This is a genomic window from Methylomonas fluvii, from assembly GCF_014850975.1.
GTDB classification, from domain to species: domain Bacteria; phylum Pseudomonadota; class Gammaproteobacteria; order Methylococcales; family Methylomonadaceae; genus Methylomonas; species Methylomonas fluvii.
Genome location: NZ_JACXST010000002.1, coordinates 1,259,392 through 1,281,457 on the forward strand (window position 1 = coordinate 1,259,392; position 22,066 = coordinate 1,281,457).

Annotated in this window: 22 protein-coding genes; 12 read left to right on the forward strand and 10 right to left on the reverse strand. The window is 52.5% G+C overall.

What is annotated here, in order from left to right; genetic code table 11:
- The first annotated feature begins 51 nt into the window (after window positions 1-51).
- Window positions 52-1,455: an amino acid permease gene (locus EBB_RS15205; RefSeq protein WP_192394610.1), complete on the forward strand. Its 1,404-nt coding sequence runs from the start codon at window positions 52-54 to the stop codon at window positions 1,453-1,455.
- A gap of 48 nt (window positions 1,456-1,503) precedes the next feature.
- Here the strand turns inward: EBB_RS15205 and EBB_RS15210 are convergent, their stop codons facing one another.
- Complete coding sequence (locus tag EBB_RS15210; RefSeq protein ID WP_192394611.1) at window positions 1,504-1,992, reverse strand: TlpA family protein disulfide reductase; 489 nt, start codon at window positions 1,990-1,992, stop codon at window positions 1,504-1,506.
- Between the two features lie 596 nt (window positions 1,993-2,588).
- On the opposite strand from EBB_RS15210, the gene EBB_RS15215 reads away from it, so the two are divergent.
- The 4 genes from EBB_RS15215 (at window position 2,589) to EBB_RS15230 (ending at window position 7,316) form a co-directional block, all read left to right on the forward strand.
- Window positions 2,589-5,111, forward strand: a complete 2,523-nt coding sequence (locus EBB_RS15215) for a TonB-dependent receptor (protein WP_229427583.1) — start codon at window positions 2,589-2,591, stop codon at window positions 5,109-5,111.
- A 253-nt stretch (window positions 5,112-5,364) separates the two neighbouring features.
- Complete coding sequence (locus EBB_RS15220) at window positions 5,365-6,606, forward strand: amidohydrolase family protein (RefSeq protein WP_192394612.1); 1,242 nt, start codon at window positions 5,365-5,367, stop codon at window positions 6,604-6,606.
- 67 nt (window positions 6,607-6,673) lie between these two features.
- Window positions 6,674-6,910, forward strand: a complete 237-nt coding sequence (locus tag EBB_RS15225; protein ID WP_192394613.1) for a FitA-like ribbon-helix-helix domain-containing protein — start codon at window positions 6,674-6,676, stop codon at window positions 6,908-6,910.
- Window positions 6,897-7,316 carry a type II toxin-antitoxin system VapC family toxin gene (locus EBB_RS15230; RefSeq protein WP_192394614.1) on the forward strand — a complete coding sequence of 140 codons (420 nt, stop codon included), beginning with the start codon at window positions 6,897-6,899 and terminating at the stop codon, window positions 7,314-7,316. The genes EBB_RS15225 and EBB_RS15230 overlap by 14 nt, the downstream gene beginning before the upstream one ends.
- Here EBB_RS15230 and EBB_RS15235 read toward each other — a convergent pair.
- From EBB_RS15235 to EBB_RS15250, 4 genes are all read right to left on the reverse strand, one after another.
- On the reverse strand, window positions 7,313-8,215 hold the full coding sequence (locus tag EBB_RS15235; protein ID WP_192394615.1) for a class I SAM-dependent methyltransferase: 903 nt from the start codon (window positions 8,213-8,215) through the stop codon (window positions 7,313-7,315). The genes EBB_RS15230 and EBB_RS15235 overlap by 4 nt on opposite strands.
- Window positions 8,216-8,341: 126 nt before the next feature.
- Window positions 8,342-9,130 (reverse strand): 4,5-DOPA-extradiol-dioxygenase, encoded by a 789-nt coding sequence (ygiD, locus tag EBB_RS15240; RefSeq protein WP_192394616.1) that lies wholly within the window; start codon window positions 9,128-9,130, stop codon window positions 8,342-8,344.
- Window positions 9,131-9,156: 26 nt separating this feature from the next.
- Complete coding sequence (locus tag EBB_RS15245; RefSeq protein WP_192394617.1) at window positions 9,157-10,038, reverse strand: pirin family protein; 882 nt, start codon at window positions 10,036-10,038, stop codon at window positions 9,157-9,159.
- A 27-nt stretch (window positions 10,039-10,065) separates the two neighbouring features.
- On the reverse strand, window positions 10,066-10,665 hold the full coding sequence (locus EBB_RS15250) for an FMN-dependent NADH-azoreductase (protein WP_192394618.1): 600 nt from the start codon (window positions 10,663-10,665) through the stop codon (window positions 10,066-10,068).
- A 102-nt stretch (window positions 10,666-10,767) separates the two neighbouring features.
- Between EBB_RS15250 and EBB_RS15255 the strand changes: the two genes are divergently transcribed.
- Together EBB_RS15255 and EBB_RS15260 are read left to right on the forward strand one after the other, a co-directional pair.
- Window positions 10,768-11,667 (forward strand): LysR family transcriptional regulator, encoded by a 900-nt coding sequence (locus EBB_RS15255; protein ID WP_192394619.1) that lies wholly within the window; start codon window positions 10,768-10,770, stop codon window positions 11,665-11,667.
- A 144-nt stretch (window positions 11,668-11,811) separates the two neighbouring features.
- Window positions 11,812-12,489, forward strand: a complete 678-nt coding sequence (locus tag EBB_RS15260) for a hypothetical protein (protein ID WP_192394620.1) — start codon at window positions 11,812-11,814, stop codon at window positions 12,487-12,489.
- Window positions 12,490-12,582: 93 nt separating this feature from the next.
- Here the strand turns inward: EBB_RS15260 and EBB_RS15265 are convergent, their stop codons facing one another.
- The 3 genes from EBB_RS15265 to EBB_RS15275 all read right to left on the reverse strand — a co-directional run bounded on the left by EBB_RS15265 (window position 12,583) and on the right by EBB_RS15275 (window position 15,799).
- Window positions 12,583-14,175: a SulP family inorganic anion transporter gene (locus tag EBB_RS15265; protein WP_192394621.1), complete on the reverse strand. Its 1,593-nt coding sequence runs from the start codon at window positions 14,173-14,175 to the stop codon at window positions 12,583-12,585.
- A gap of 30 nt (window positions 14,176-14,205) precedes the next feature.
- On the reverse strand, window positions 14,206-14,838 hold the full coding sequence (locus tag EBB_RS15270; protein WP_192394622.1) for a carbonic anhydrase: 633 nt from the start codon (window positions 14,836-14,838) through the stop codon (window positions 14,206-14,208).
- Window positions 14,839-15,103: 265 nt separating this feature from the next.
- On the reverse strand, window positions 15,104-15,799 hold the full coding sequence (locus EBB_RS15275) for an SDR family oxidoreductase (protein ID WP_192394623.1): 696 nt from the start codon (window positions 15,797-15,799) through the stop codon (window positions 15,104-15,106).
- 153 nt (window positions 15,800-15,952) lie between these two features.
- Here EBB_RS15275 and EBB_RS15280 point away from each other — a divergent pair, with 153 nt between their 5' ends.
- Window positions 15,953-16,153 carry a KTSC domain-containing protein gene (locus EBB_RS15280; RefSeq protein ID WP_192394624.1) on the forward strand — a complete coding sequence of 67 codons (201 nt, stop codon included), beginning with the start codon at window positions 15,953-15,955 and terminating at the stop codon, window positions 16,151-16,153.
- A gap of 24 nt (window positions 16,154-16,177) precedes the next feature.
- Here EBB_RS15280 and EBB_RS15285 read toward each other — a convergent pair whose 3' ends face one another.
- Both EBB_RS15285 and EBB_RS15290 read right to left on the reverse strand, forming a co-directional pair.
- Complete coding sequence (locus EBB_RS15285) at window positions 16,178-17,062, reverse strand: 3'(2'),5'-bisphosphate nucleotidase CysQ family protein (RefSeq protein WP_192394625.1); 885 nt, start codon at window positions 17,060-17,062, stop codon at window positions 16,178-16,180.
- Between the two features lie 17 nt (window positions 17,063-17,079).
- Window positions 17,080-18,051 (reverse strand): oxidoreductase family protein, encoded by a 972-nt coding sequence (locus EBB_RS15290; protein WP_192394626.1) that lies wholly within the window; start codon window positions 18,049-18,051, stop codon window positions 17,080-17,082.
- A gap of 143 nt (window positions 18,052-18,194) precedes the next feature.
- Here EBB_RS15290 and EBB_RS15295 point away from each other — a divergent pair, with 143 nt between their 5' ends.
- The 4 genes from EBB_RS15295 to EBB_RS15310 all read left to right on the forward strand — a co-directional run bounded on the left by EBB_RS15295 (window position 18,195) and on the right by EBB_RS15310 (window position 21,742).
- Window positions 18,195-19,244, forward strand: a complete 1,050-nt coding sequence (locus EBB_RS15295) for a threonine aldolase family protein (RefSeq protein ID WP_192394627.1) — start codon at window positions 18,195-18,197, stop codon at window positions 19,242-19,244.
- 79 nt (window positions 19,245-19,323) lie between these two features.
- On the forward strand, window positions 19,324-21,195 hold the full coding sequence (locus EBB_RS15300; protein ID WP_192394628.1) for an intermembrane phospholipid transport protein YdbH family protein: 1,872 nt from the start codon (window positions 19,324-19,326) through the stop codon (window positions 21,193-21,195).
- Complete coding sequence (locus tag EBB_RS15305) at window positions 21,192-21,389, forward strand: YnbE family lipoprotein (RefSeq protein ID WP_192394629.1); 198 nt, start codon at window positions 21,192-21,194, stop codon at window positions 21,387-21,389. Before EBB_RS15300 ends, EBB_RS15305 begins: the two co-directional genes overlap by 4 nt.
- A gap of 11 nt (window positions 21,390-21,400) precedes the next feature.
- A complete protein-coding gene (locus EBB_RS15310; RefSeq protein ID WP_192394630.1) occupies window positions 21,401-21,742 on the forward strand; it encodes a YdbL family probable chaperone protein in 342 nt (113 codons plus the stop codon).
- The last annotated feature ends 324 nt before the right edge of the window (window positions 21,743-22,066 follow it).

A 22,066-nucleotide genomic window follows, 5' to 3' on the forward strand; every position in this document is an offset into this window, starting at 1 on the left:
CCGAATTGACTGGGTATTTTACCGGCTTGCGCGCCGCAATGGGGACACGACATGAACAATTGGCGCCAGCGTAAACCCTGGTCAGCCGCTAACAACCTGCCGGCAGAACAAAGACTGCAGGCTAATTTAAGCTGGCTGCACTTGATGGCACTGGGGGTGGGCGCGATTGTCGGCACCGGCATTTTGACTTTGATCGGGGTTGGCGCGGCCAAGGCCGGGCCGGGGGTGATCATGGCGTTTGTGATTGCCGGGGCGATATGTGCCTGCGCGGCCTTGGCTTATGCGGAGATGGCTACGCTGATGCCGGCCGCCGGCGGCGCTTACACCTATGCCTACATCGTGATCGGCGAATGGGCGGCCTGGTTGGTGGGTTGGAGTTTGATTTTGGAGTATTCGCTGGTGGTCAGTGCGGTGGCGGTCGGCTGGTCCGGTTATGCGGCGCCGCTGTTGCACGACGGATTGGACGTACCCATGCAATGGATGCAAGGCCCGGAATTGGGCGGGTTGATCAACCTGCCGGCGATTTTCATCATCCTGGTTGTCACCATGCTTTTGCTGGTCGGCACAAAGGAAAGCGCCAGCGTCAATGCCTTGTTAGTGGTGGTCAAGCTCACCGCATTACTGGTGTTTATCGCGGTGGTGTTGCCGCTGTTCCAAGCCGAGCATTTCCAACCTTTTATGCCGTTTGGCTTCATTAAAACCCAAGGCGCGGAAGGCGTCGAACGCGGGGTGATGGCTGCGGCGGCGATCATCTTTTTTGCCTTCTATGGCTTCGATGCAATTGCCACCGCGGCAGAAGAAACCCGCAACCCCGACCGCGATTTGGCGCTGGGTATCGTCGGCTCGATGCTGATCTGCGTGGCAATTTACGTGGCCGTGGCGGTGGCGGCACTGGGCGCTTTGGACTATCAGCGCTTCGCCGACAGCCCGGAGCCCCTGGCGCTGATTTTGCGCGAGTTGGGCAAACCTAACGCTGCACGCTGGCTGGCGGCATCAGCGGTGATCGCCTTGCCGACGGTAGTGCTGGCGTTTTTTTACGGACAAAGCCGGATTTTCTTTGCGATGGCCCGCGACGGCTTGCTGCCGCGCGGCTTGGCCAAAGTGTCGCCACGCGGTACGCCGGTTCGCACCAGTGTGTTTACCGCCGTGATCGTCAGTATCATCGCCGGCGTATTTCCGCTGGCGGACATTGCCGCACTGGCCAATGCAGGCACCTTGTTGGCCTTTATCACGGTGTCGGCGTGCATGCTGCTAACACGGCACAGGCAGCCGGCAATGGTTCGGAAGTTTTCTGCACCGTTTGCCTGGGTCACCGGCCCCATGGCAATAGCCGGCTGCTTGTACCTGTTTATCAGCCTGCCGAGCACTACGCAGCGGTATTTTCTGATCTGGAACATGCTGGGGATTGCGGTTTATTACCTGTATGGTTCCCGGCAAACCACAAAGACGAGCTAATACCTGCCTTTGCGTTGATGTGGTTACAGTGACATTTTGAGGTGCCGATTACATCTTCAACTTGCTGAATTGCGCCTCGAATTCTTCCAGCGACATCGCCCCGCTCTTACCCACCCGCTGGTGGCCGGCATCGAAGAAATAGGTTCTGGGCAATTCGCCATACCAGGCCGGGTCAATCTCGTAACGCAGTTTTTCCGGGTTATCGGAGGCGAAAGCCCAATTCTCCAGTCCGCCGAGTTTGTGGCTGTCGATAATCCGTTTGATCTCCGGCAAGGCTTCCGCATCGTCGGTGGCTAACATGACGATTTTCAAAGCCGGATGTTTTTCGTGCAGTTTACCCAGTGTGTCCATGTCCTTCAGGCAAGATGGGCAATCCACTGACCAGATCGCCAGCATTAACGACTTGTTGGCATTTGCCGCCAAAATCTGTTGGTAGCTGCCGGGAGTGAAGGGTTTTATTTCGGCCTGTTCCGCCAAAACCACGCTACCGCTAATGAGGTTTAAAGCTAGACCAACCAGAATGGTTCTTTTGTTCATAGTATCCTTATTAAATTAGCTGCCGGGGCTCGAATTTGGCATCAAAAAACTAAGCACCTTATCGCCAGTCAAGACGACATTCAAGCCCAAACGGCAGAGGTAACGATAAAGTTGCTGTGGTCCAGGTTCAATCTAGGAAAAGTAGTTATTTAACATAGTTTATTACTTTGCTTTTACCTGCCGGCTTCTTTAACGAATGGCTTAATCTTTTAAGCCGCTCAATCTTGTGCAAACCAATACGCCTATCAAATTATTGAACTATCGGGCATTTTTTAAAACACCTCGCTTGTTTAAAAGTTTATGTCTCAGACATAGCACCTTGGAATAACGAGGCGTATCGCCCAAAAAAACCTAAAAAATCAGGCAAATAACACAGTTTATTAAATATAAGCCACAACTATTAGTTATTTATCAATAAAATCAAAGCCATTTAATCTTGGCACCAATCTTGCCGGAAATTCGGAATATTTTTTATCCGGAAAACCTGTTAGCTATCAGCATGATCCAGCTCGGAAAATCGCTCACATCGAGTAGATCAGAAGGCTAAAACAAACTTAGCAATAATCCAGAAATAATAATTACAACCGAGATTAAACGTGAAAAATCAATCCGAAACATTTGATAAATCAGCGCCTTATAGATTGCCGATGCGTTCTTTATTGTCTACTGCTGTTCTGTTGGCCATCACCAGCAATTTCGCCGTCGCTGAAACACAGAAGAAAAACACTAGCGACGCCACGAAACATGCGGCAAAAAATGCGGAAGCTTCCAAGCCAACCGACCAAGCTATTGCTAGCGATAGCCAAACAGCATCAAAACAAGTGTCGTCGGAAACGCCTACCGCGGGCGGAAGCACCAAAGACGAGGTGATGGAAGAAATGGTTATAACCGGTGAAGTGGCGAAAGACTCGCACTTCACTTCGCCAACAACCCGCTTATCGCGCGCAGAAATTGAACGGCAAAACGCCCAAACCACAGAAGAAGCCGTCAAATACCAACCCAGCTTACAAATTCGCCAACGCTACATCGGCGATCCTAACGGTGTATTGGGCATTCGCGGTGCCGATATGTTTTCGACGGCCAGAAACATGGTCTATGCCGATGGCTTACCGCTGCACAATCAATTGCAGGCTTCTTTTAACGGTGCGCCGCGCTGGTCGATGGTGGGCCCAAACGAAATCGACGCGGTTGACGTGGTTTACGGTCCTTTTTCCGCGGAATACAGCGGTAACTCCATCGGCGGGGTAGTGAACCTTAAAACCCACATGCCAATGAAAGAAGAATACTACGCGGAAACCAGCTACTTTGTGCAGCCTTGGGAGAATATTGGCGCGGATGGCGGCACCTTTGACGGCAATCGGCAATATTTCTCGTACGGCAACCGTCTGGATAAATGGTCGGCGCTGCTTTCCTATAATCGCTTGGAAGCGGAAAGCCAACCTATGAGTTACTTCATCGATAATACCGGTTTGCGTAATCCTACCGGCGTAACGACCGCAGTAAATGGCGCGGTGCCGATGCTGGACACCCGCGGCACGCCCAGTTACATCTACGGCGACACAGGCCCCGAATTAGTCAATACCGATCTGGTTAAACTTAAAGTAGGCTACGACATCACCCCGGATTTGCAGGCGATATTTACTGGTTCGTTCGAGGAACGTACCCGCAAATCCGAAAAACCGCGCAATTATCTGACCACTGCAAACGGCAGCGCTTATTACGGAGATAACAATACCAACTCCCGTGACGCCGTTTATGCAGGAAGAGCGTTTAACGTGTTAAACAGCGGCTTCGGGCCGTCCGATGACGAACGACAAACCATGCAAATCGGTATGCAGCTTAAAGGGGCCATTACCGATACCTGGGATATAGACACCACCTTCAGCTACTTGGATGTCATCAAAGACGAGCGCAGAACCGCTTTTTTTAATCCTGACGATCCGCGCAACCAAAACACCGGCCAACTGCAAGTATTTGACGATTTCAATTGGAAAAACTACGATTTGAAACTGAGCACCCGAGAGTTTTTAGGCTGGAAACCCTTAGAATTTTTAGGCGGTTACCACTTTGATAACTACAACATGAACTTCAAACAGTTCTCCTATAACAGCTATTCCGCGGATCAGATAGGCTCAGAAACCATAGGACGGCGTAACCAAGGTGAAGTCACTACCAATGCGATGTTCGGTCAGTTCGCCTATCACTTTGCGCCAGACTGGGATTTGACATTGGGCGCACGTTACGAGTGGTGGCTGGCGTCCAGTGGCGTGGGTTCTAACCGTGCATTGTCAGATCGTAGCGACGATGCTATTTCCCCGAAAGCATCTTTGGGATTTGAGCCGTCCAATTGGAAATTCCGTTATTCGTTTGGTCGCGCCTACCGCTTTCCGGTCATCGCAGAGCTGTATCAAAACCTCCAGTCGCCGACGAGCATAACCACTGCGAACGAGAATTTAAAGGCCGAGGACGGCTGGCATCATAACTTCATGATCGAATACGGGCTGGATAACGGTTACGTGCGGGTCAATGTGTTCCGCGACGACATCCGCAACACTATCCAGCAGGTTAGACGGGCCACCGGCATCTTGACAGAAAATGCCTTCCAAAACATTCCCGCTACCAGCACTACCGGAGTGGAACTGGTATACGACCAAGCGCGGGTGCTCGACTCTGACTTCGATCTTAATTTCAACGCTACCTGGATGAACGCTATTGTAGAAGACGGCGGGCCGGACATTAACTTTCAAGAAGCGGATGGATCACTTACCCGCTTTAATCTCACCGGCAAAGAACGGATTCGCCTACCCGAATGGCGCTTTAATGCCTTGGCAACCTACCACATCAACGAGGCGTGGGATACATCAATGGCCGGCCGCTACACCAGCGACTCTTACAACGATATTGATAACAAAGACCATGTGAACAATGTGTTCGGCTCTCAGGACGGCTTTTTCTTCCTGGACTTTAAAACCAGCTACCGCTTCAAATACGATTTGCTGGGTAAACCTGCGAAAAGCCGCATCTCATTCGGTATCAACAACCTGACGGACAAAACAGCTTATGTGTTCCATCCTTATCCACAAAGAACGTTCTTCCTTGAGGGCGCAATTAGTTTCTAAATTCTAAGAAATTTTTTCACCCTGCTTTACACATCGTCGCTCCCGCAAAGGCGGGAGCCCTGCGGCGATGCAGAATTCCTAAGCCGTCTAACGACTCCCACCTTCCAGGAAACTTAAGAGCCGGGTTAATAATCACCCAATCTGCTAAGCCATCGCGCTAACACCAACCCAATCGAAATCCGCCCTTGCCTCTTTACAAGCAATTTAATTTTGCGGATCCTATCCCCACAGTATCCGACCTAGAAAACACCCCATGACAGCAAACCATCGCGTGCCTGCTACAAGTCGCGCCCGCCGCCGCTTTTTAAAACTGGCCGCAACCGGTCTGGCCACCGCCAGCATGCCGGCGTCTGCACTGTTTCGCTTAACTAACCCCTGTCTCGATCAGGCTGGGACGCCGGCATCAGCCCTAGAAACCGCCGCTTGGCAAGACATCGATCCGGCCGATTGGTGGGATTGTCACACGCATATCATCGGTTCCGGCGACGGCGGTAGCGGCATTACGCAAACGCCGGATATGCACGCCCCGCTCAAGCACCCGGTGCAAACCCTGCAACATTGGGCTTACGCCAATGCGGCGTGCATCCCTGACACGGACCAAGACACCGCCTTCGTCAAACGTTTACATGCCCTGATGGACACCATGCCCAAGGGAGCGAAGGCCATGTTGTATGCGTTTGACCGTGCTCATGGCGCCAGCGGCGACCCGGATCATGCGAATACCGCATTTTTTGTCCCCAATGAGTATGCTCAGCGTTTGGCACAAGCCTATCCGCAGCGCTTTGAATGGGTAGCCAGCATTCATCCTTATCGCCCCGATTGCGTATCTGTACTGGAACAAGCCGCCGCCAACGGTGCCCGCGCCGTGAAATGGCTGCCGCCGGCAATGGGCATAGACCCGGCTTCGCCGCAATGCGACCGGTTTTATAAAGCGGCTGCGCAATTGAACATACCGATCATTACCCACGGCGGCGAAGAGAACGCATTGCATGGCGCCGACCAACCTTTATTCGGCAATCCGCTGCGTTTGCGGCGGGCTCTCGATGCCGGCGTCCGGGTGGTGATTGCCCATTGCGCGACATTGGGCAAGGATGTAGACGAAGACGGTCGGGAAGTGCGAAGTTTTGATTTGTTCAGCAAACTGATGGCCGATAAACAGTGGCAGGACCGGCTATACGGTGACATTTCGGCGATTGTGTTGCGCAACCGCGATATGGGCGTGATCAAAACCCTGCTGACGGAAACCAGCTGGCATAGCCGCCTACTGTATGGCTCAGATTACCCGTTGACCGGCATTTTGCCGTTGATCTCGCCGTCGGCTTTTGCCGAGGCCGGCTTGCTAGCGGACGATGCCGTCGAACCGTTGCTGGCTCTACAGGAATATCATCCGTTTCGCTTCGATTTTGTGTTGAAACGCAGTTTGTCGTGGCAGGGTAAGCGTTTTGCCGACAGTGTATTTGCGACTCGACCGTTTTTTACGGGCCAACAACGTTAGAGTTAAAAGACTACCGCTACGCCAAAGCGCGTGCTAGCATTGATAGCACCACCCCTTGGAGTTAGCTATGCCCAGCCTTGTTGTTAGAAATCTTGATGAAACACTGGTTAAGGCTTTGAAAGCCAGAGCTGCCGCCCACCATCGTTCCACAGAAGCAGAACATCGCGCCATCCTGGCGGAGGTTTTGACCGGGCCGCAACGGAAATCTTTTACGGAAGCGCTAGCCGACATGCCCAATGTCGGCTCGGATACTGACTTTCTGCGTGTTGATACCGAGAGCGATTTGGCTGATGTATTTGATTGACACGAATGTGATTAGCGAAATCCGCAAAGGCAACAAGACAAATCCGGGCGTTAACCAGTTCTTTGCCGGCGTCGCCCAAAATGACCACAAGCTGTATATTTCTATCGTCACCGTCGGTGAATTGCGGCGCGGCGTGGATCTGATTTATCACCGCGGCGATTTTAGCCAAGGCAAGTTACTCGAGAACTGGCTAAACCAGCTTATGCAGGAATATCGCCATCATGTCTTGCCTATCGACACCGAGATTGCGCTGGTTTGGGGGAAAATGCGCGTACCAAATCCTCAACACCCCTTGGATAAATTGATCGCTGCTACGGCGTTAATTTATGATCTTACCGTTGTCACCCGGAATGTTGGTGACTTTGCCGGCACAGGAATTCGGGTCCTCAATCCATTCACGGATTAAGCTGTCGCCCGCAGCAAATTGCCGTAAAACAAGGCCTTGCCGGTTTTGCTCTGCATCCAGAGCTGTTTTATTTCGATTTGGTTTTTAGCAAAGCATGGGGCGGCGGTATTGGCTAAATCCTCCAATTCCACTTTCGGCGAGTAAGTATTCAGGATTAGAAACCCGCCGGGATTCATCAAGCCGCGCGCGGTTTCGATCAAGTCGGCCAGCTGATTTTCCAGTTTCCATTTTTCGCCCTTGGCACCCAAGCCCCAGGCCGGCGGGTCCATGATGATGCCGTGGTAGCGGTTGCCGCGCTTTAGTTCGCGCTTGGCAAATTTCAAGGCATCTTCCAGTATCCATTGGACGTCGGTTAAGCCGCTACGCGTCATGTTGTCGTTAGTCCAATCCAGCATTTGCTTGACTGAATCCACATGCACGACTTGCGCGCCATTCGCCCTCGCCACCAGGGAGGCCGCGCCGGTGTAGGCAAACAGATTTAGTATTTTGTCGCCCGGTTTCACCCGTTCGGCGATGAAGCGCCAGTTGGCTTGTTGTTCCGGAAACAAGCCCAGGTGTTTGAATTTGGTGAGCTTCAAACCGAACTTCAACTGTTGATAAGCAATTTGCCAGTGCTCGCTAGCCTGCGGCTTTAACTTTTGCCAGGTACCTTGAGTGGACGACAGCTCTGCAAATTCCCAATCTGCCCGCGCCTGCCAATCCGACCACGACCAACCCGGCTGGAAATGCGCTTGAATCTCCGGGCGTATCGTCACCACCTCCCCCCAGCGCTCCAGCTTCTTACCGTCACCGGCATCCAGCAATTCATAATCTGGCCAGCCAACAGCGTATTCGCGCTGTGAATTTCCAGGTACGGCAAAGTTTTCAGATGACTTACGGCGAATTTGATCGTTAGGCATATTTCAGGCGGTGCACAGAATGGTTAATCAGCGGATTTTATGCCCGAATGCGGAAACAGACCACCACAAACGAATATGCAACGATCAGCGGGAAGTAAGCCAAACACAAAGTCTATATAAGGGCTGCTAGCCTATTTGGACCGACAACATGGCAATCGCGCCCAGCGTGGTTTTGTCCGTGATAAAACCGACCTGTTCGCCGTCTTCTTGCAAACCCAGGATGTACAGCAGCGGCAGAAAATGTTCGTCTGTCGGGATGGCCAAAGCCGCATCGCTTAACTCGCGGTATTTGACGACGGCGCTGTGATCGCCTGCGGCAATCAAGCGTTTAACAAGTTCGGCAAACGCGACGGCCCAGTCATGAGCAGTATCCCGCCAAATCGCCGCTTGCAAGTTGTGCACGATATTGCCGCTGCCGACGATCAACACTCCCTCGTCTCGCAAGCAGCGTAAGGCTTTACCCAGTTGGTAATGCTGCTCAGGCGACTTTTTTGTATCCAGACTGAGTTGTAAAACTGGGATGTCTGCATTGCGAAACAGATGGCACAAAATCGACCAACTGCCATGATCCAAACCCCAGTCCTGATCCAACTCAATCCCAGCCATCTGCACCTTGATCCTCGTCGCCAACGCCGGGCTGCCCGGCGCAGGATAGACAAAATCGAATAAGGCTTGTGGAAAGCCGTAAAAATCGTGGATGGTCTTTGGCTGCGGCATCGCAGTAACCCGTGTGCCATCGGTTTGCCAATGGGCCGAGATACACAAAATGGCCTTGGGCCTGGGCAGATTTTGCCCCAGTGCCGCCCAGGCCTGGCTATATTCGCTATCTTCAAGCGCATTCAACGGGCTGCCGTGGCCGATGAATAAGGCCGGCATCCTCGGCAAGTTTTGGTCGTCGGGCTTGGCCGCATTCATCGTCTCTACTCCCATATACTTATCTTCTAAGCCGCGACGTTAAAACGACCGGCTTGGTAATCGTCTATGGCTTGTTCGATTTGCTCGTGAGTGTTCATCACAAACGGCCCATGCTGCGCTATCGGTTCTCGCAAGGGCTTGCCGGCCACCAGGATCAAACGACTGCCTTGCTTGGCCTGCAAAATCACCCCATCCGCCGCCGCGCCGTTGCTCAGCACCGCCATGCGTTGCTCGGCAACGGATCGATCTGCCACTGCCACCTCGCCGCGATACACATAGAAAAAGGCGTTATGGCCAGCAGCTAGAGACTGGCTGAAACTGGCGCCAGCCGGCAACTGCACATCCAGAAACAACGGTTCGGTATCGGGCCGTTGAATCGCACCGCTCACTCCATGGCTGCTGCCGACAATCACCCGCACCTTGACGCCATTGGCTGTGAGCAATTCCGGAATCTGCTCGCTTTGCACATCTTGATAACCGGCCGGCTGCATTTTCTCGGTAGCGGGCAGATTGATCCACAATTGAAAACCTTCCAGCATGCCGTCTTTTTGCTCCGGCATTTCCGAATGAATAATCCCGCGCCCCGCCGTCATCCATTGAATGCCGCCGGTTTCCAGTAAACCTTGATGGCCGGCGTTATCGCTATGCCGCATCCGCCCGGTAATCAGATAAGTCAGGGTTTCGAAGCCACGATGCGGATGATTGGGAAAGCCGGCGATGTAATCGTTGGGCTTATCGCTGCCGAAGGCATCCAGCATCAAGAACGGATCGAGGCGTTGCTGCAAGGCTTGACCCAGCATGCGAGTCAACTTCACGCCGGCGCCATCCGACGTGGCATGACCCTCTACCAACTGCTCGATAACGCGGGACCGCGTTACTTCATCGTTTTTTACTGTGTCTGTGTTCATCGCTGTTCTCCTATTTAAGGTAAACGGTCAGGCCGCCAACGCGGCGATTTGCGTAGCGGCGGCTTGCAGGGCCAATTGCTCGGCGTCGCCGCCCATCGCCAAACCTTCCGCATAAATAAAAGTGACATCAGTCATACCTAAAAATCCCAAGACGGTGCGCAAATACGTGCTTTGGCTGTCGGTCTCGGTACCGCTGTGTTTACCGCCGGCGGTTTGAATCACATACACCTGTTTGTTTTTCAGCAAGCCTTCCAGGCCGTTTTCGGTGTATTGAAACGTCACTTTGGCGCGAGCGATAGCGTCTATCCAGGCTTTCAGTTGCGCCGGAATCCCAAAGTTATACATCGGCGCAGTCAACACCACGATGTCGGCGTGCTGGATCTCGGCAATCAAGGCATCGTCCAGTGCCACCCGTTGCGCCTGCTCCGGAGTGCGTTGCTCGGCGGGTGTACTCAATGCAATCAGGGCTGTTTCATCCAAAAATGGGTGTGGAGTTTTGGCCAAATCGCGCACTACCAATTGCGCAGCTGGCGTTTGCCGACGTAAACCGGCGACCAAATTATCGGCCAGACGGCTGGAATAAGCGTTTTCGGCGCGGATACTGGAATTGATTTGCAGAATGTTCATGTCGATCTCCCAAAGGTGTTGAAGTTGGGTTGACTATACGCCGGAACAATATTGGGCATAAGACCGGAAAATGGATAACATTGTTCCACTGGAGGAACAATCATGCAGATAGAACCTAACGACCTGTGGCTATTCGCCAAAATCGCCGATGCCGGCAGTTTTTCCAAAGCCGGCGAATTGCTGGGTTTGCCTAAGTCAACCTTGTCGCGGCGCATCAGCAATTTGGAAAAACAACTGGGCGAGCGCTTGCTGCAACGCACCACCCGGCAACTGAATTTGACCGAATTTGGACTGCGCTTGTTACAACACGGCCGGCAGGTCAGCGAGGAAATCGAAGCGGCGATGGCCTTGGCGCAGCATCGGCAAATTCAGCCCAGCGGCGTACTGCGCATCTCGATGCCCAACGACTTTGCCAATCTGTTTTTGGCGCCACTGCTGGCTCAATTCAGCGACAGCTACCCGGCCATTGTCTTGGAAATCGACTTATCAGCGCGACGGGTGGATTTAGTCGGCGAGAGTTTCGATCTGGCGATTCGGATGGGCGACTTGCCCGATGACGCGACGTTGACGGCCAAGCGTCTGAATCTGCAAACCTGGGGTCTGTATGCGTCTGAAGCTTATTTGCATAAACGCGGCACACCGGCGCACCCCGAGGAATTATTAGAACACGATGCCCTCAGCCTGCTGGCCGGCAATCGGGAAGCGCCGGCCTGGCGCTTGACAAGGGGCGAACAACAATGGCTGGGCATGCCGCCGATACGCATCAAAGCCAATTCGCCGGAATTATTGGTCAAACTGGCAATGCAGGACCAAGGCATCGTCGCCGCGCCTGATTCTTACGCCAGCACTTACCTGCATAATCAGGAATTGGTGCGCGTACTACCGGAATGGTGTTTACCGCAAACCACGGCTTGGTTGGTGTTCCCCGGCCGGCGTTTGATGCCGACCAAGACCCGGGTGTTTATCGATTTCTTGGAAACGCACTTAAAAGACTTTACATGACACGTAATCGGCAACTAAGGAAATGGCAAAACCGCCTAGCCGCATAGCTTATTTGTTTGACTGAAATTACCTGTTGCCTATAGAATCGGCGCCGCCTAACGCATGGTTAGGAAGCCTGTCATTTCAACAATTTAAGGAAAACTCATGTTTAGATCCTTGGCTATTTCACGCGGTATCGTTCTGTTAGGCGGCATGCTGGCGATCAGTTCGGCACAAGCAACCGTGGTTGCCGGCTCCGATTTCATCAAGACTGCAACGACTCATTACGTTATTAACTCAGCGGGAAGCTTTGCTACCTACATCCCCTCTTTTATCGTAATCGGCGCAGACGGTTCGGAGCCAAGTGAGAATTTAGGACCGTTCAGCATATCGGGGTCGTTTGACGTCGAACGCTATCAAAGCACGGCAAGTCCTTCTACAACGTCGGCAAGCGGTGAAATTACCGACAAGCTATTATTTACCAACGCCAACGTCACGCTGAACGGCGCAATCCATAGCTTCTATTTCCCGAGTTTTCTTAGTCTTATGACCAGCGACACAGCGTTTCAGTCGGAGTCGGCATCTCTCAGTTGTCCTGTCCCACTGGGCCTTATCGCTTCCTGTGTGGCAATGCCCAATCCAAACCCAACTTCTTGGTTCGGAACCCTAAGCAATGAGTCCATAAGCATGGACGGCTTCGCGGCAGTCGATAACATAAAAGCGGGTTACAGTTATCACATACGGGCGTCCGTGGTCCCGTTGCCAGCAAGCGTCTGGCTATTTGCTTCAGCCCTGGGACTTGCCGGCATCACGCAAAGAAAACAGCGTGTCATTAAAAAGTAGTTCGTAAGGCATCGGATCCGCTGAGCGCAAGGCTTTGCATCTTGCTGGATTGATGCAAAGCCCGCATATCACAGATCCTATGAACGTGTCCCGCTAATGCCCCGCCGCAGCCAAGCGGGGCATGAAAACGGCTTCCTGCTCAAGCAATCGAGACTCCAAGGCCAAACCTTGTAATTCCACTTGGATATTACGATCCGGTGCCGCCTGCAGGAAATCACTTAGCGTTTCCAGAATATCGTGATCGATAAACAGGGCTTTGCCGCCGTCGATGATCAATTCGCTATCGTCGGCGATACTGCTTAGATAATTACGAAGCAAGGCTTTATTTAAAAAAGACACGTCCTTGTGCAGCCTCAGCAAATAGTTGGGCCCATGCTGGGTTAAGGTAATAGCCGCATGGAAGTTGGCCCGCAATACGAAAAAAATACCGCATACCATGCCGATCGCGATACCTTCCAACAAGTCGGTAAATAAAATCGCGAACACGGTAATCGCAAACGGCACAAATTGATTCAAACCTTTTTTGTAAAACTCCACAAACATGGCCGGCTTCGCCAGCTTATAACCGGTTTGCAGCAAGATTGCCGCCAGACAGGCTAATGGGATCATGTTCAGAAAATGGGCAAAAAACAATACGCTGATCAATAAAAGTACCCCGTGGAAAAAACTGGATACCCGAGTTTGGCCGCCGGCATTGATGTTAGCGGAGCTGCGCACAATCACGGCCGTGATCGGCAAGCCGCCCATCAAACCGCTGAGCAGGTTGCCCAAGCCCTGTGCTTTCAATTCGCGATTGGTCGGTGAAACCCGTTTATGCGGATCGAGCTTGTCTACCGCCTCAACGCTTAGCAGGGTCTCCAGGCTGGCGATGATGGCCAGGGTGAGCGCGATGCTATATATCTTGGGATTGCCGAGATAGCTGAAATCCGGCAAGCGCAACTGGTTTACAAAATTGCTGGTAGAGCCAAGTTCCGGCAAAGACACCAGATACTTGACACCGATAGACCATTCAGGTGCCGCAGCCAAGGCCCAGGCATTGAAGGACACTCCCCAAATCACCGCCAACAGCGGGCCAGGAATCATCCGTAAGGCGTTAAATTGTTTGATGAACGCGCTTTCCCAAAAAATCAGGATCAATAAGGCCACGCCAGCCACCAGGGTCGCTCCGGGCGAAATGCCGTGCAGTGAGTGGGTAAACTCAATGAAGCTGGAGCCCGCGGTATCCGGCATATAACTCTCGTCAGCGGCGTAGCCCTCATCGTAACCAGTCGCATGCGGCGTTTGCTTGATGATCAGGATCATGCCGATAGCCGCCAACATACCTTTGATCACCGCGGTAGGGAAAAACGCGGCAATTGCCCCGGCGCGAACGAAACCAAACAGCATTTGGAAAATCCCGGCAAACATCAGGCTCAACAAAAAAGCCTTGTAATTGCCCAAGGTTTCGATGGCGTTGAAGACGATAACCGTCAGGCCAGCCGCGGGGCCGGAGACACTGAGCTGCGAACCGCTGCACAAGGACACCACGATACCGCCGATCATGCCGGCGATAACCCCGGCGAATAAGGGCGCGCCGGACGCCAGCGCCACCCCCAGACACAAGGGCAAGGCCACCAGAAATACCACGATACTGGCCGAGAAATCCTGACGAAAATATTTCAGGTAATCATTAAATTGCATTTTCATAGACGGTCTCCGTGCGGATAACTGGGAGCCTTAATGGGCGTATTGGTAGATGTTGTGAATCGGCGAGGTGGCGTCGATGTGTATCAATTCATTCAGCAAACCGTCGTGTAAACCGTATACCCAGCCGCGCAAACTGACTTTTTGGCCCGACTTCCAGGCCGATTGCACGATAGAGGTGTGGGCCAAGCGTTGCACTTGTTCGATGACATTCCATTCGATCAATTTGTTGAGTTTGCGTTCGGGCTGCAAATTGTCCAGTTCGTCTTGGTGCAAACGATACACTTCCTTAATGTGCGTCAACCACTTGTTGGCAATGGCCAGATCACCGCGTTGCTGGCGCAAGGCGGCTTCCACACCACCGCAGCCGTAATGGCCGCAGACAATCACATGCTTTACTTTCAATGCGTTAATCGCGTACTGCAGCACGCTTAAACCGTTGAAATCGGTGGTGATGACTTGATTGGCGATATTGCGATGCACGAATATTTCGCCGGGTTGAGCATGGACTATGGTATCGACCGGCACGCGGCTATCGGAACAGCCTATCCATAAAAATTCCGGATGTTGCTCCTTGGCTATATTGATGAAGTAATCGGGCTGTTTACCGGTCATGGCTTCTGACCAGGCTTTGTTTTCCAGCAGCAATTTGTTGGGAGTCTGCATAAACCCCTCCTCTTGTGTCGTTGCAATGTAAACGATGCGATTCTTAGGTGTCGCACTTGAGCCACCGATGTATTAGAAGATCGTATCGGCACCGAACAAATAATATCGAATCGAAATATTTATGCAAGCAATAAAGTTTCGATTCGATATTTTTTATCGCTAATGAGGCCTTAGCTTGAGGGGATGTACGCACCGCTTATGCAGACTTAAGCAGCGGTTCTCATACTGAATTATTTAAGACGTGAAAACTTAGAAGGCAAAACGCTTACCAAGGTAAGGCCGAGCCATCATATTTAACAAAGCTGCCGCTATCGGCCAAACTGAAATTGGCAATCACCTTACGCATGCCCGATACACTTTCTTCAACGTCGATCAGGCCGTTCGGTCCGCCCATATCGGTTCTGACCCAACCCGGATGCAGAATCAATACGCCAACGGACGAAGACCGCAAATCGATGGACAGGCTTTTCAATGCCGCATTCAAACCGGCCTTACTAGAGCGGTACAGGATGCTGCCGCCACTGGTATTGTCAGTCATACTGCCCATCAAGCTGCTCAAGGCCACAATCAAGCGTTTGTCACCGCGCTGCACTTGCGGCAGGAAGGCTTCGGCCAATTTCAGCGGCGCCATTACATTGACTGCCAGCACGTTCGCCCAGGTTTGGTAATCCAGTTGCCCGAAACCGCGACCGGCTTGATCGCCGTAAACACCGGCATTATTCAGCAATACATCGATTTTGCGGTCGGCTAGTTTGCTTGCCAACGCATCGATTTGACTGAAATCCGCCACATCCAGCGTCTCGATTTGAATATGCGGATATTGTTTGGCAAGCGCCGCCAATTGCTCGGCCTGGTCCGGATTACGGCAGGCCGCGATGACCTGGTAATCGGCGGCGGCATATTGCCGGCAAAACTCCAAACCCAAGCCGCGATTGGCACCGGTGATTAAAACAGTTTGCATCGTTACGTCTCCAAACGAGTGATTGAAAAATAAGGGGCGCGCTACCGCTTGCTGCAATCCTAGCAGGTCCGCCAGTAAAATTACCGATTGAACTATTCGTAGTTAGCCATGCCTCATCGACACCGTTTTAGCATGCAATACCGGGAGGCTACTATGCAAATGCAATCCGTAAAATCCAGCACTATAGACGTGATCGGCTACGACGAACAAACCCATAAACTGCGGGTGTCGTTCAAAGACCAACAAGCACAGGATTTTTGCCACGTTCCTGAGCAGCTATTCGCCGAGTTTCTAAATGCGCGCTCTAAAAATCGGTTTTACAAGCGTCACTTACAGAACTTCTTTCCCTGCTGAAAACCAAACTAGAAGCGGCGGCGATTACTCCGGACGCAATTGCCGATAAAGCCCAATCATCCGGTCAACGACCGCCTGATCGGAACCATACAACACGCCGCAATGATTCATAAAGGTCGAGCCTTCCGGATTTAATACCAACGCTTTGCCGTGTATATCGCTGACCGGCGCGCCGGCTTCTTGGAACAAACAGGTGGTGGCGGCGTAATCCCACACGCTGCCGCCGCCCTTATCCGGCTTAGGAAATTTGAAATAACACGCCGGCGCCTCGGTCAGCGCTTGGCAGGCGTTTAAGGCCGCGCCGCCTTGCAAACGCAGCTTGGCGTTGGCATAGCCCAACTCAACGGCTATGTTCTGCAATGCGGCCTGCGTAGCATGATACAAAGGATCTTGAGCAAAACTTTTATCGGTGATGAAGGTCAACGTTTGCGCAGGCGTTGACGGCTTAAAAGCGTGTTGGTTTTGCAAGGCACCTTGATTTTTAATCGCGTGATAAAGCGTCTGAGTTAAGGGATCGTAAACGACGCCAATCAGCGCTTGTCCGGCTCGCGACACCAAAGCGATCGACACCGAATAACCCGGCACGCCTTCGATAAACGGCAAGGTACCGTCCAAAGGATCGATACACCAGAAATAATCCTGTTGCAGACGTGCGCCATCGTCGGGACTTTCCTCGGACAATAAGGCCAAATCATATCTGGCGCAGGTCGGCCGCAAGGCTTGCAAAATGCTGTCCTGGCTCCAATGATCGATTTCCGTCACGACCTGAGCCGCCAAGCTGCTGCCGCCGTCCTTGGTATCAACCGCAACGGCATCTTGCGAATGCCTGACAATCAATTGGCCGGCCTGCATCGCCGCAGAGATGGCACATTGGCCAAGTAAGTACAGATCGTCCGTCGACAAACGCATCGGTTCTCCTGGTAATTTTATAACTGCGCGATGACTTGTCGCGCCAGCCGTTCGCTATAGCTGTTGGGCGACCAATAGCCTGGGCTCCAACCCTTCAAAAAACGGTGAAAATCGGTCCAAGCTACTGGATAAAGAGCCCGCCAATCGCGTTCGACGGCATCGGCATCGACGGTTTTTTGCTGACGCCGCAACGCTTGTTGCAAAGCCTGAAAATAAATATCCAGCAATTCGCTCTCCCGGCGCTGACACTCTTCCTGGCCCAAACAGCTATCGATAAAATACGCGACATCCTTGATTCCGCAGCCGCCACCGACGTATTGAAAATCCACCGCCGCGACCCGGCTGCCGTCCGCCGAAAAACAAAAATTAGCCAATTTGGCATCGCCATGCACAAAGGTTTGATAAGGCGTGTCGCGCAGTTTTTGATCTATCGCCGGCGCGGCATTTTTCAAGGCAATATCCTGCAAGGCCTCCCATTCGTTGGGCCGGGTTTGCAGATGCCAATAGGTGCCGGTGGGCCACAAGCCCTTAGGTTTTTCGCCAAGAAACGTGGCATGGAAATTGGCCAGCCAATTAAGACAAGTGCGTATCTCCCGTTCCCCGGCTCGAGAGCGGCGTTGCGGAAACCCCACCGGATGCAGGTCTTCCAAGACCATGACTATATCTTCGCCGAACATTTCAAAAGCCAAACACGCCGGTACTCGGCAATCAGCATCGCAATGCTTTGCCCAGCTTTGGTACCAGGCCGCTTCAATCTGATAAGAGCGGACTTTGCGCCGATGCGATAAATCTTCATTGGAACCGGGCGTCTGTAGGCTTTGCGCCGATAATTTTACGTGTTTGACGATCACGCTGGCCCTGTCGCAGCCGCTTAAGCCGTAGCGCAGAATATAGCCGTAGCCGCTCCACAAACTTTGAATAGTCTCGATTTGCAACGCGTCTTCGGCACCGGTCGCCTGAAGCACGAGGTCGCGAATGGTATTTTGCATGTGTATAGAGTGCCTAAAAGATTGCTATTTTCCGGGAATACGCCGAACGAAAGCCAGGCTCGCGTGTCGGAGTGCGGTATCGTTGTTATAGTTCATACTGTCGTCTAGCCCATACATTAAACATCACCATCATGATACGAAACATGAATTTTGCATCCGATAATTGGGCCGGCGCTCATCCGGCCATTTCCCAACGTTTGTTGGCTGCCTCCGCAGGCTTTTCGGCACCCTATGGCGCCAGCGCTCTGGATCGCAAAATCGAACAACAGTTTAACGAGCTATTCGAACGGGAAGTCGCGGTCTATTTCGTCAGCACCGGCACGGCGGCCAATTCGCTGGCGCTGGCGGCAGTCAATCGTCCCGGCGGTGTTTCATTTTGTCACCGCGAAGCACACATGCTGGAAGACGAATGCGGCGCACCGGAGTTTTTTACCCATGGCGCACGCTTAGCACCGGTGGACGGCGACAACGGCAAAATCGACCTCAACAATCTAAAAGCGGAAATCGAACGTTTCCCTCCCAATTTTGTGCATGCCGGGCAACCGATGGCCATTTCCATCACTCAGGCAACCGAGATCGGCACGCTTTATCAACCCGAGGAGATTGCCGCGATTGCCGAAATTGCCCAAACTTATGGTTTACCGCTGCATATGGACGGCGCGCGTTTTGCCAATGCGCTGGTCTCGCTAGGGTTAACGCCTGCGGAAATGAGCTGGAAACTAGGGGTAGATATTATGTCTTTCGGCGCGACCAAAAACGGCTGCTGGTGCGCGGAAGCCCTGATATTTATGAATCCGGCGCAGGCCAAAGATTTACCGTTTATCCGCAAGCGCGCCGCGCAGTTGGTATCCAAAAGCCGGTTTATCGCCTGCCAGTTTGAGGCTTATTTAGACGACGGACTTTGGCTAAATCTGGCCCGCCACGCCAACGCGATGGCAGCGCGTTTGCAAAACGGCATTGCCCACTCAAAACACGCCCGACTGGCCTGGCATGCCGAAGCCAATGAGGTGTTTGCTGTGTTAGACCAAGCGCATGCTGATCGCTTGCAACAACAAGGCGCGGTGTTTTACCCCTGGAATCCGCCGCGCGCGAAACCGAGCCTGGTGGCTGACCAAGAAGTATTGGTGCGTTTGGTCACCAGTTTTGCGACGGAAGCGGAGCAAGTCGATGCCTTTATCGAACTATTGGACTGAGGGTTATCGATTTGCGCCGCTATCATCCTGAGCTCAACATTATCGTCTGCCTGTTGACACTGCTGCCGATAGGTAAGTCGTGACCTTGCAGCCCACCTTAAATGCGTTAAAACAGCGCGGTTCATGGCTTGGACGAGTCGCCGTCAAGCTCCTGGCAATGACATTGTTTTGCCTGGCTGTATGGTGGCAACGGGCGGTTTTACTTGAGCTGATACTGCAACAGGCACTAAAAAACAGCGCACTCCGTTCACCCTCGCTGACCGGACTGTCATTTGATTATAAACAAGCCAAACTGGCAGAATTCAGCTTCGACATTGCCACGCCCGCGGGCGACTTAAAGGTTGCGATGCAGGAAGTCGCCACCGATTACGATATTGAAAAACGAATAATCCACAACGTCAGCATCGGCCACGCCGCGCTCAAATTTAACTACCGCCCTACCGACCAGGCCGCAACACAGACATCGGCAAACACTCTCATCAGTTTACCGCTGAACCGACTGAGCATCGCGAAACTGGAAGTTGACATCGATACGCCTTGGGGATTGAGCGGTTTCTCCGGCCAAGCTGACATTCAGCGTGGTCCGACAGATGCCATAGACGCAACATTTCAGGATGCCCGGCAAGCGCTTCATCTGAATATCGACCCCGGCTTCAGCGCAGCCAAACTCCGCGTCGAACGGCTACCGAGTGGCAATATATTCGAACTGGCAGTCCAACAATTGGATCGACCTGCCAAGCAAATTAGTCTGCATGCCGGCGCACTCGGGCTTATCGAGTGGTTTAACAGCAGCTTGCTGATACCGCAAACTTTGCGGGCAAAAACCCAGGCATACGATGTATCGAAATTAAGCCCCTTGCTAAGTGCTACGCAGTTAAGCATAAACACCAAAACGGCCGACAACTTTGCCACGCTGCACGCTGAAGCCGCGCTGACACGGCATAAGCAGGCTTTAATTGCTGTGGATCTGTCGATGTCGGACAAGCACGCTATCGATGCGACCGGCCGTCTGGACATAGCCGCCGCCGAGGGGTTCGATTTAATCAAACCCTGGCTACCAGCCATCACCGCTAGCTGGACGGTTGCCGGCGGTGCCATGCAAGGGAACCTACAACTGCACAAGCCAAGTAAGCAAGATGCATCCGGAACGGCACAATTGACCGTTACCGATTTGGCCTTGACGGCCGGTGCGGCAAAAGTTGAGAACGCTAAGATCGAACTGAACATACCGGAGTTGGCGAATCGTAGTGTGGACTTGTCTGCCGAAGCGCCGACACTGGGATTGGGTAAAGATTTAATAGCCCACAATCTTAGTATCAAGGCTAACTATCTCGATCAGGAACTGACACTAAGCCAAGCCAAGCTGGCACTATTCGGCGGCACGATGGAATTGAAACCAGACAAAATCAGGTTGGCGCAAACGCCGATACTGTTGACCTTAGGACTGCACGATGTCGATCTGGCGCAACTCTTAATGAGCCTGCATTACCCAAATATATCCGGGACCGGCAAGATAGCCGGCGAACTGCCGTTGCAGCTAGCGGCGGGAGCCATAGACGTGCAAGACGGCAGCATCAGTGGCACTCAGCCGGGTGTGTTACGCTATGTCGGACCGGCCGATAATCAGAATATCGCCTTTAAGGCTCTCAAAAACCTAGTTTACCGGAATCTGCAAGCCAAGGTAAATTATCGCCCAAACGGCGACTATCACCTGGGCTTACGCCTGGAAGGCAATAACCCGGAAGTATTGTCCGGCCATCCGCTGGCGTTTAACCTGAATATCAGCGGTCAACTACCTGAATTATTGCAAAAAGGTATTTTAGCCGGCGATTTGGAACGAACCATTTTGGAACAGGCCATCGCCAAACCGACAAATGCCGAAAATTCGCCGAAGCCCCCAAGCGGGGATCAATTACCCAAACCGCCGCCGGCGGACCGGAGGACTCAATGAACTGGAAAGCTGTAACTAGCGCCGCCATATGCTGCGGCAGCATCTACCTGACGGGGTGTTCGCCCTCCGTCAGGCTGGAAGCACCGGACAAACCGATCGAAATCAACATGAACGTCAAGATCGAGCATGAAATCCGTTTGAAAGTGGAAAAAGACGTAGACGAATTGCTTTCCAGCCAGAAGGGCTTGTTTTAAAGGAGCGCGTAATGAAAAACAAAAATTTGCTATCAATTTTACCGTCACTGTTTTTAGGCTTATGCCTGGTCGCCCTGCCGGTTAGTGCCGTCGATCTGGCTCAGGCAAAATCGGCTGGCTTGGTCGGTGAACAACTGAATGGTTTCTTAGGTATGGTCAAGCCCGATGCATCCGCAGAGATAAAAGCACTGGTTGACAGCATTAATGCCCAACGCCTGGCGGAATATCAACGCATAGGCACTAAAAACGGCGTGCCAGCTGAGGAAGTGGGCCGACTGACTGCGCAGAAAGTCATAGGCCAAGCGGCACCGGGACAATTTGTAGAAACGGCTTCGGGCTGGACCCAGCGCTGACGGGCAAGAGCCTATCAGGCAATACTGGACGGTATTCAAACGGCTCGAGGTTTAGCCGGCAGCAAAGTAAAAATACCGTCATTTGTTCGCAGTGGCACTAATAAGTCAAATTTAGCTATCTCCCGACCTAAACGTGAACATCACCAGCACCACTCGGGAGAAGTTACCTTGCGATCCCACTTAGTCAAGGCGGGCACAACTCGTTAAAACCGCTGTCTGGACAAGTAGTTAGCTCTTTAAAGCGTCAATAATCAGACGATTCGGACATTCGCTCACGCCAAAGAGAAACCAGACAGAATGTCCACAAATCCAGTGTGCGACAAA

Excerpts from the sequence above, each read along its gene's own strand:
- EBB_RS15205 (WP_192394610.1), top strand. The coding sequence starts at position 52 with ATGAACAATTGGCGCCAGCGTAAACCCTGGTCAGCCGCTAACAACCTG.
- EBB_RS15210 (WP_192394611.1), bottom strand. The coding sequence starts at position 1,992 with ATGAACAAAAGAACCATTCTGGTTGGTCTAGCTTTAAACCTCATTAGC.
- EBB_RS15220 (WP_192394612.1), top strand. The coding sequence starts at position 5,365 with ATGACAGCAAACCATCGCGTGCCTGCTACAAGTCGCGCCCGCCGCCGC.
- EBB_RS15225 (WP_192394613.1), top strand. The coding sequence starts at position 6,674 with ATGCCCAGCCTTGTTGTTAGAAATCTTGATGAAACACTGGTTAAGGCT.
- EBB_RS15230 (WP_192394614.1), top strand. The coding sequence starts at position 6,897 with ATGTATTTGATTGACACGAATGTGATTAGCGAAATCCGCAAAGGCAAC.
- EBB_RS15235 (WP_192394615.1), bottom strand. The coding sequence starts at position 8,215 with ATGCCTAACGATCAAATTCGCCGTAAGTCATCTGAAAACTTTGCCGTA.
- ygiD (WP_192394616.1), bottom strand. The coding sequence starts at position 9,130 with ATGAATGCGGCCAAGCCCGACGACCAAAACTTGCCGAGGATGCCGGCC.
- EBB_RS15245 (WP_192394617.1), bottom strand. The coding sequence starts at position 10,038 with ATGAACACAGACACAGTAAAAAACGATGAAGTAACGCGGTCCCGCGTT.
- EBB_RS15250 (WP_192394618.1), bottom strand. The coding sequence starts at position 10,665 with ATGAACATTCTGCAAATCAATTCCAGTATCCGCGCCGAAAACGCTTAT.
- EBB_RS15255 (WP_192394619.1), top strand. The coding sequence starts at position 10,768 with ATGCAGATAGAACCTAACGACCTGTGGCTATTCGCCAAAATCGCCGAT.
- EBB_RS15260 (WP_192394620.1), top strand. The coding sequence starts at position 11,812 with ATGTTTAGATCCTTGGCTATTTCACGCGGTATCGTTCTGTTAGGCGGC.
- EBB_RS15265 (WP_192394621.1), bottom strand. The coding sequence starts at position 14,175 with ATGAAAATGCAATTTAATGATTACCTGAAATATTTTCGTCAGGATTTC.
- EBB_RS15270 (WP_192394622.1), bottom strand. The coding sequence starts at position 14,838 with ATGCAGACTCCCAACAAATTGCTGCTGGAAAACAAAGCCTGGTCAGAA.
- EBB_RS15275 (WP_192394623.1), bottom strand. The coding sequence starts at position 15,799 with ATGCAAACTGTTTTAATCACCGGTGCCAATCGCGGCTTGGGTTTGGAG.
- EBB_RS15280 (WP_192394624.1), top strand. The coding sequence starts at position 15,953 with ATGCAAATGCAATCCGTAAAATCCAGCACTATAGACGTGATCGGCTAC.
- EBB_RS15285 (WP_192394625.1), bottom strand. The coding sequence starts at position 17,062 with ATGCGTTTGTCGACGGACGATCTGTACTTACTTGGCCAATGTGCCATC.
- EBB_RS15290 (WP_192394626.1), bottom strand. The coding sequence starts at position 18,051 with ATGCAAAATACCATTCGCGACCTCGTGCTTCAGGCGACCGGTGCCGAA.
- EBB_RS15295 (WP_192394627.1), top strand. The coding sequence starts at position 18,195 with ATGAATTTTGCATCCGATAATTGGGCCGGCGCTCATCCGGCCATTTCC.
- EBB_RS15305 (WP_192394629.1), top strand. The coding sequence starts at position 21,192 with ATGAACTGGAAAGCTGTAACTAGCGCCGCCATATGCTGCGGCAGCATC.
- EBB_RS15310 (WP_192394630.1), top strand. The coding sequence starts at position 21,401 with ATGAAAAACAAAAATTTGCTATCAATTTTACCGTCACTGTTTTTAGGC.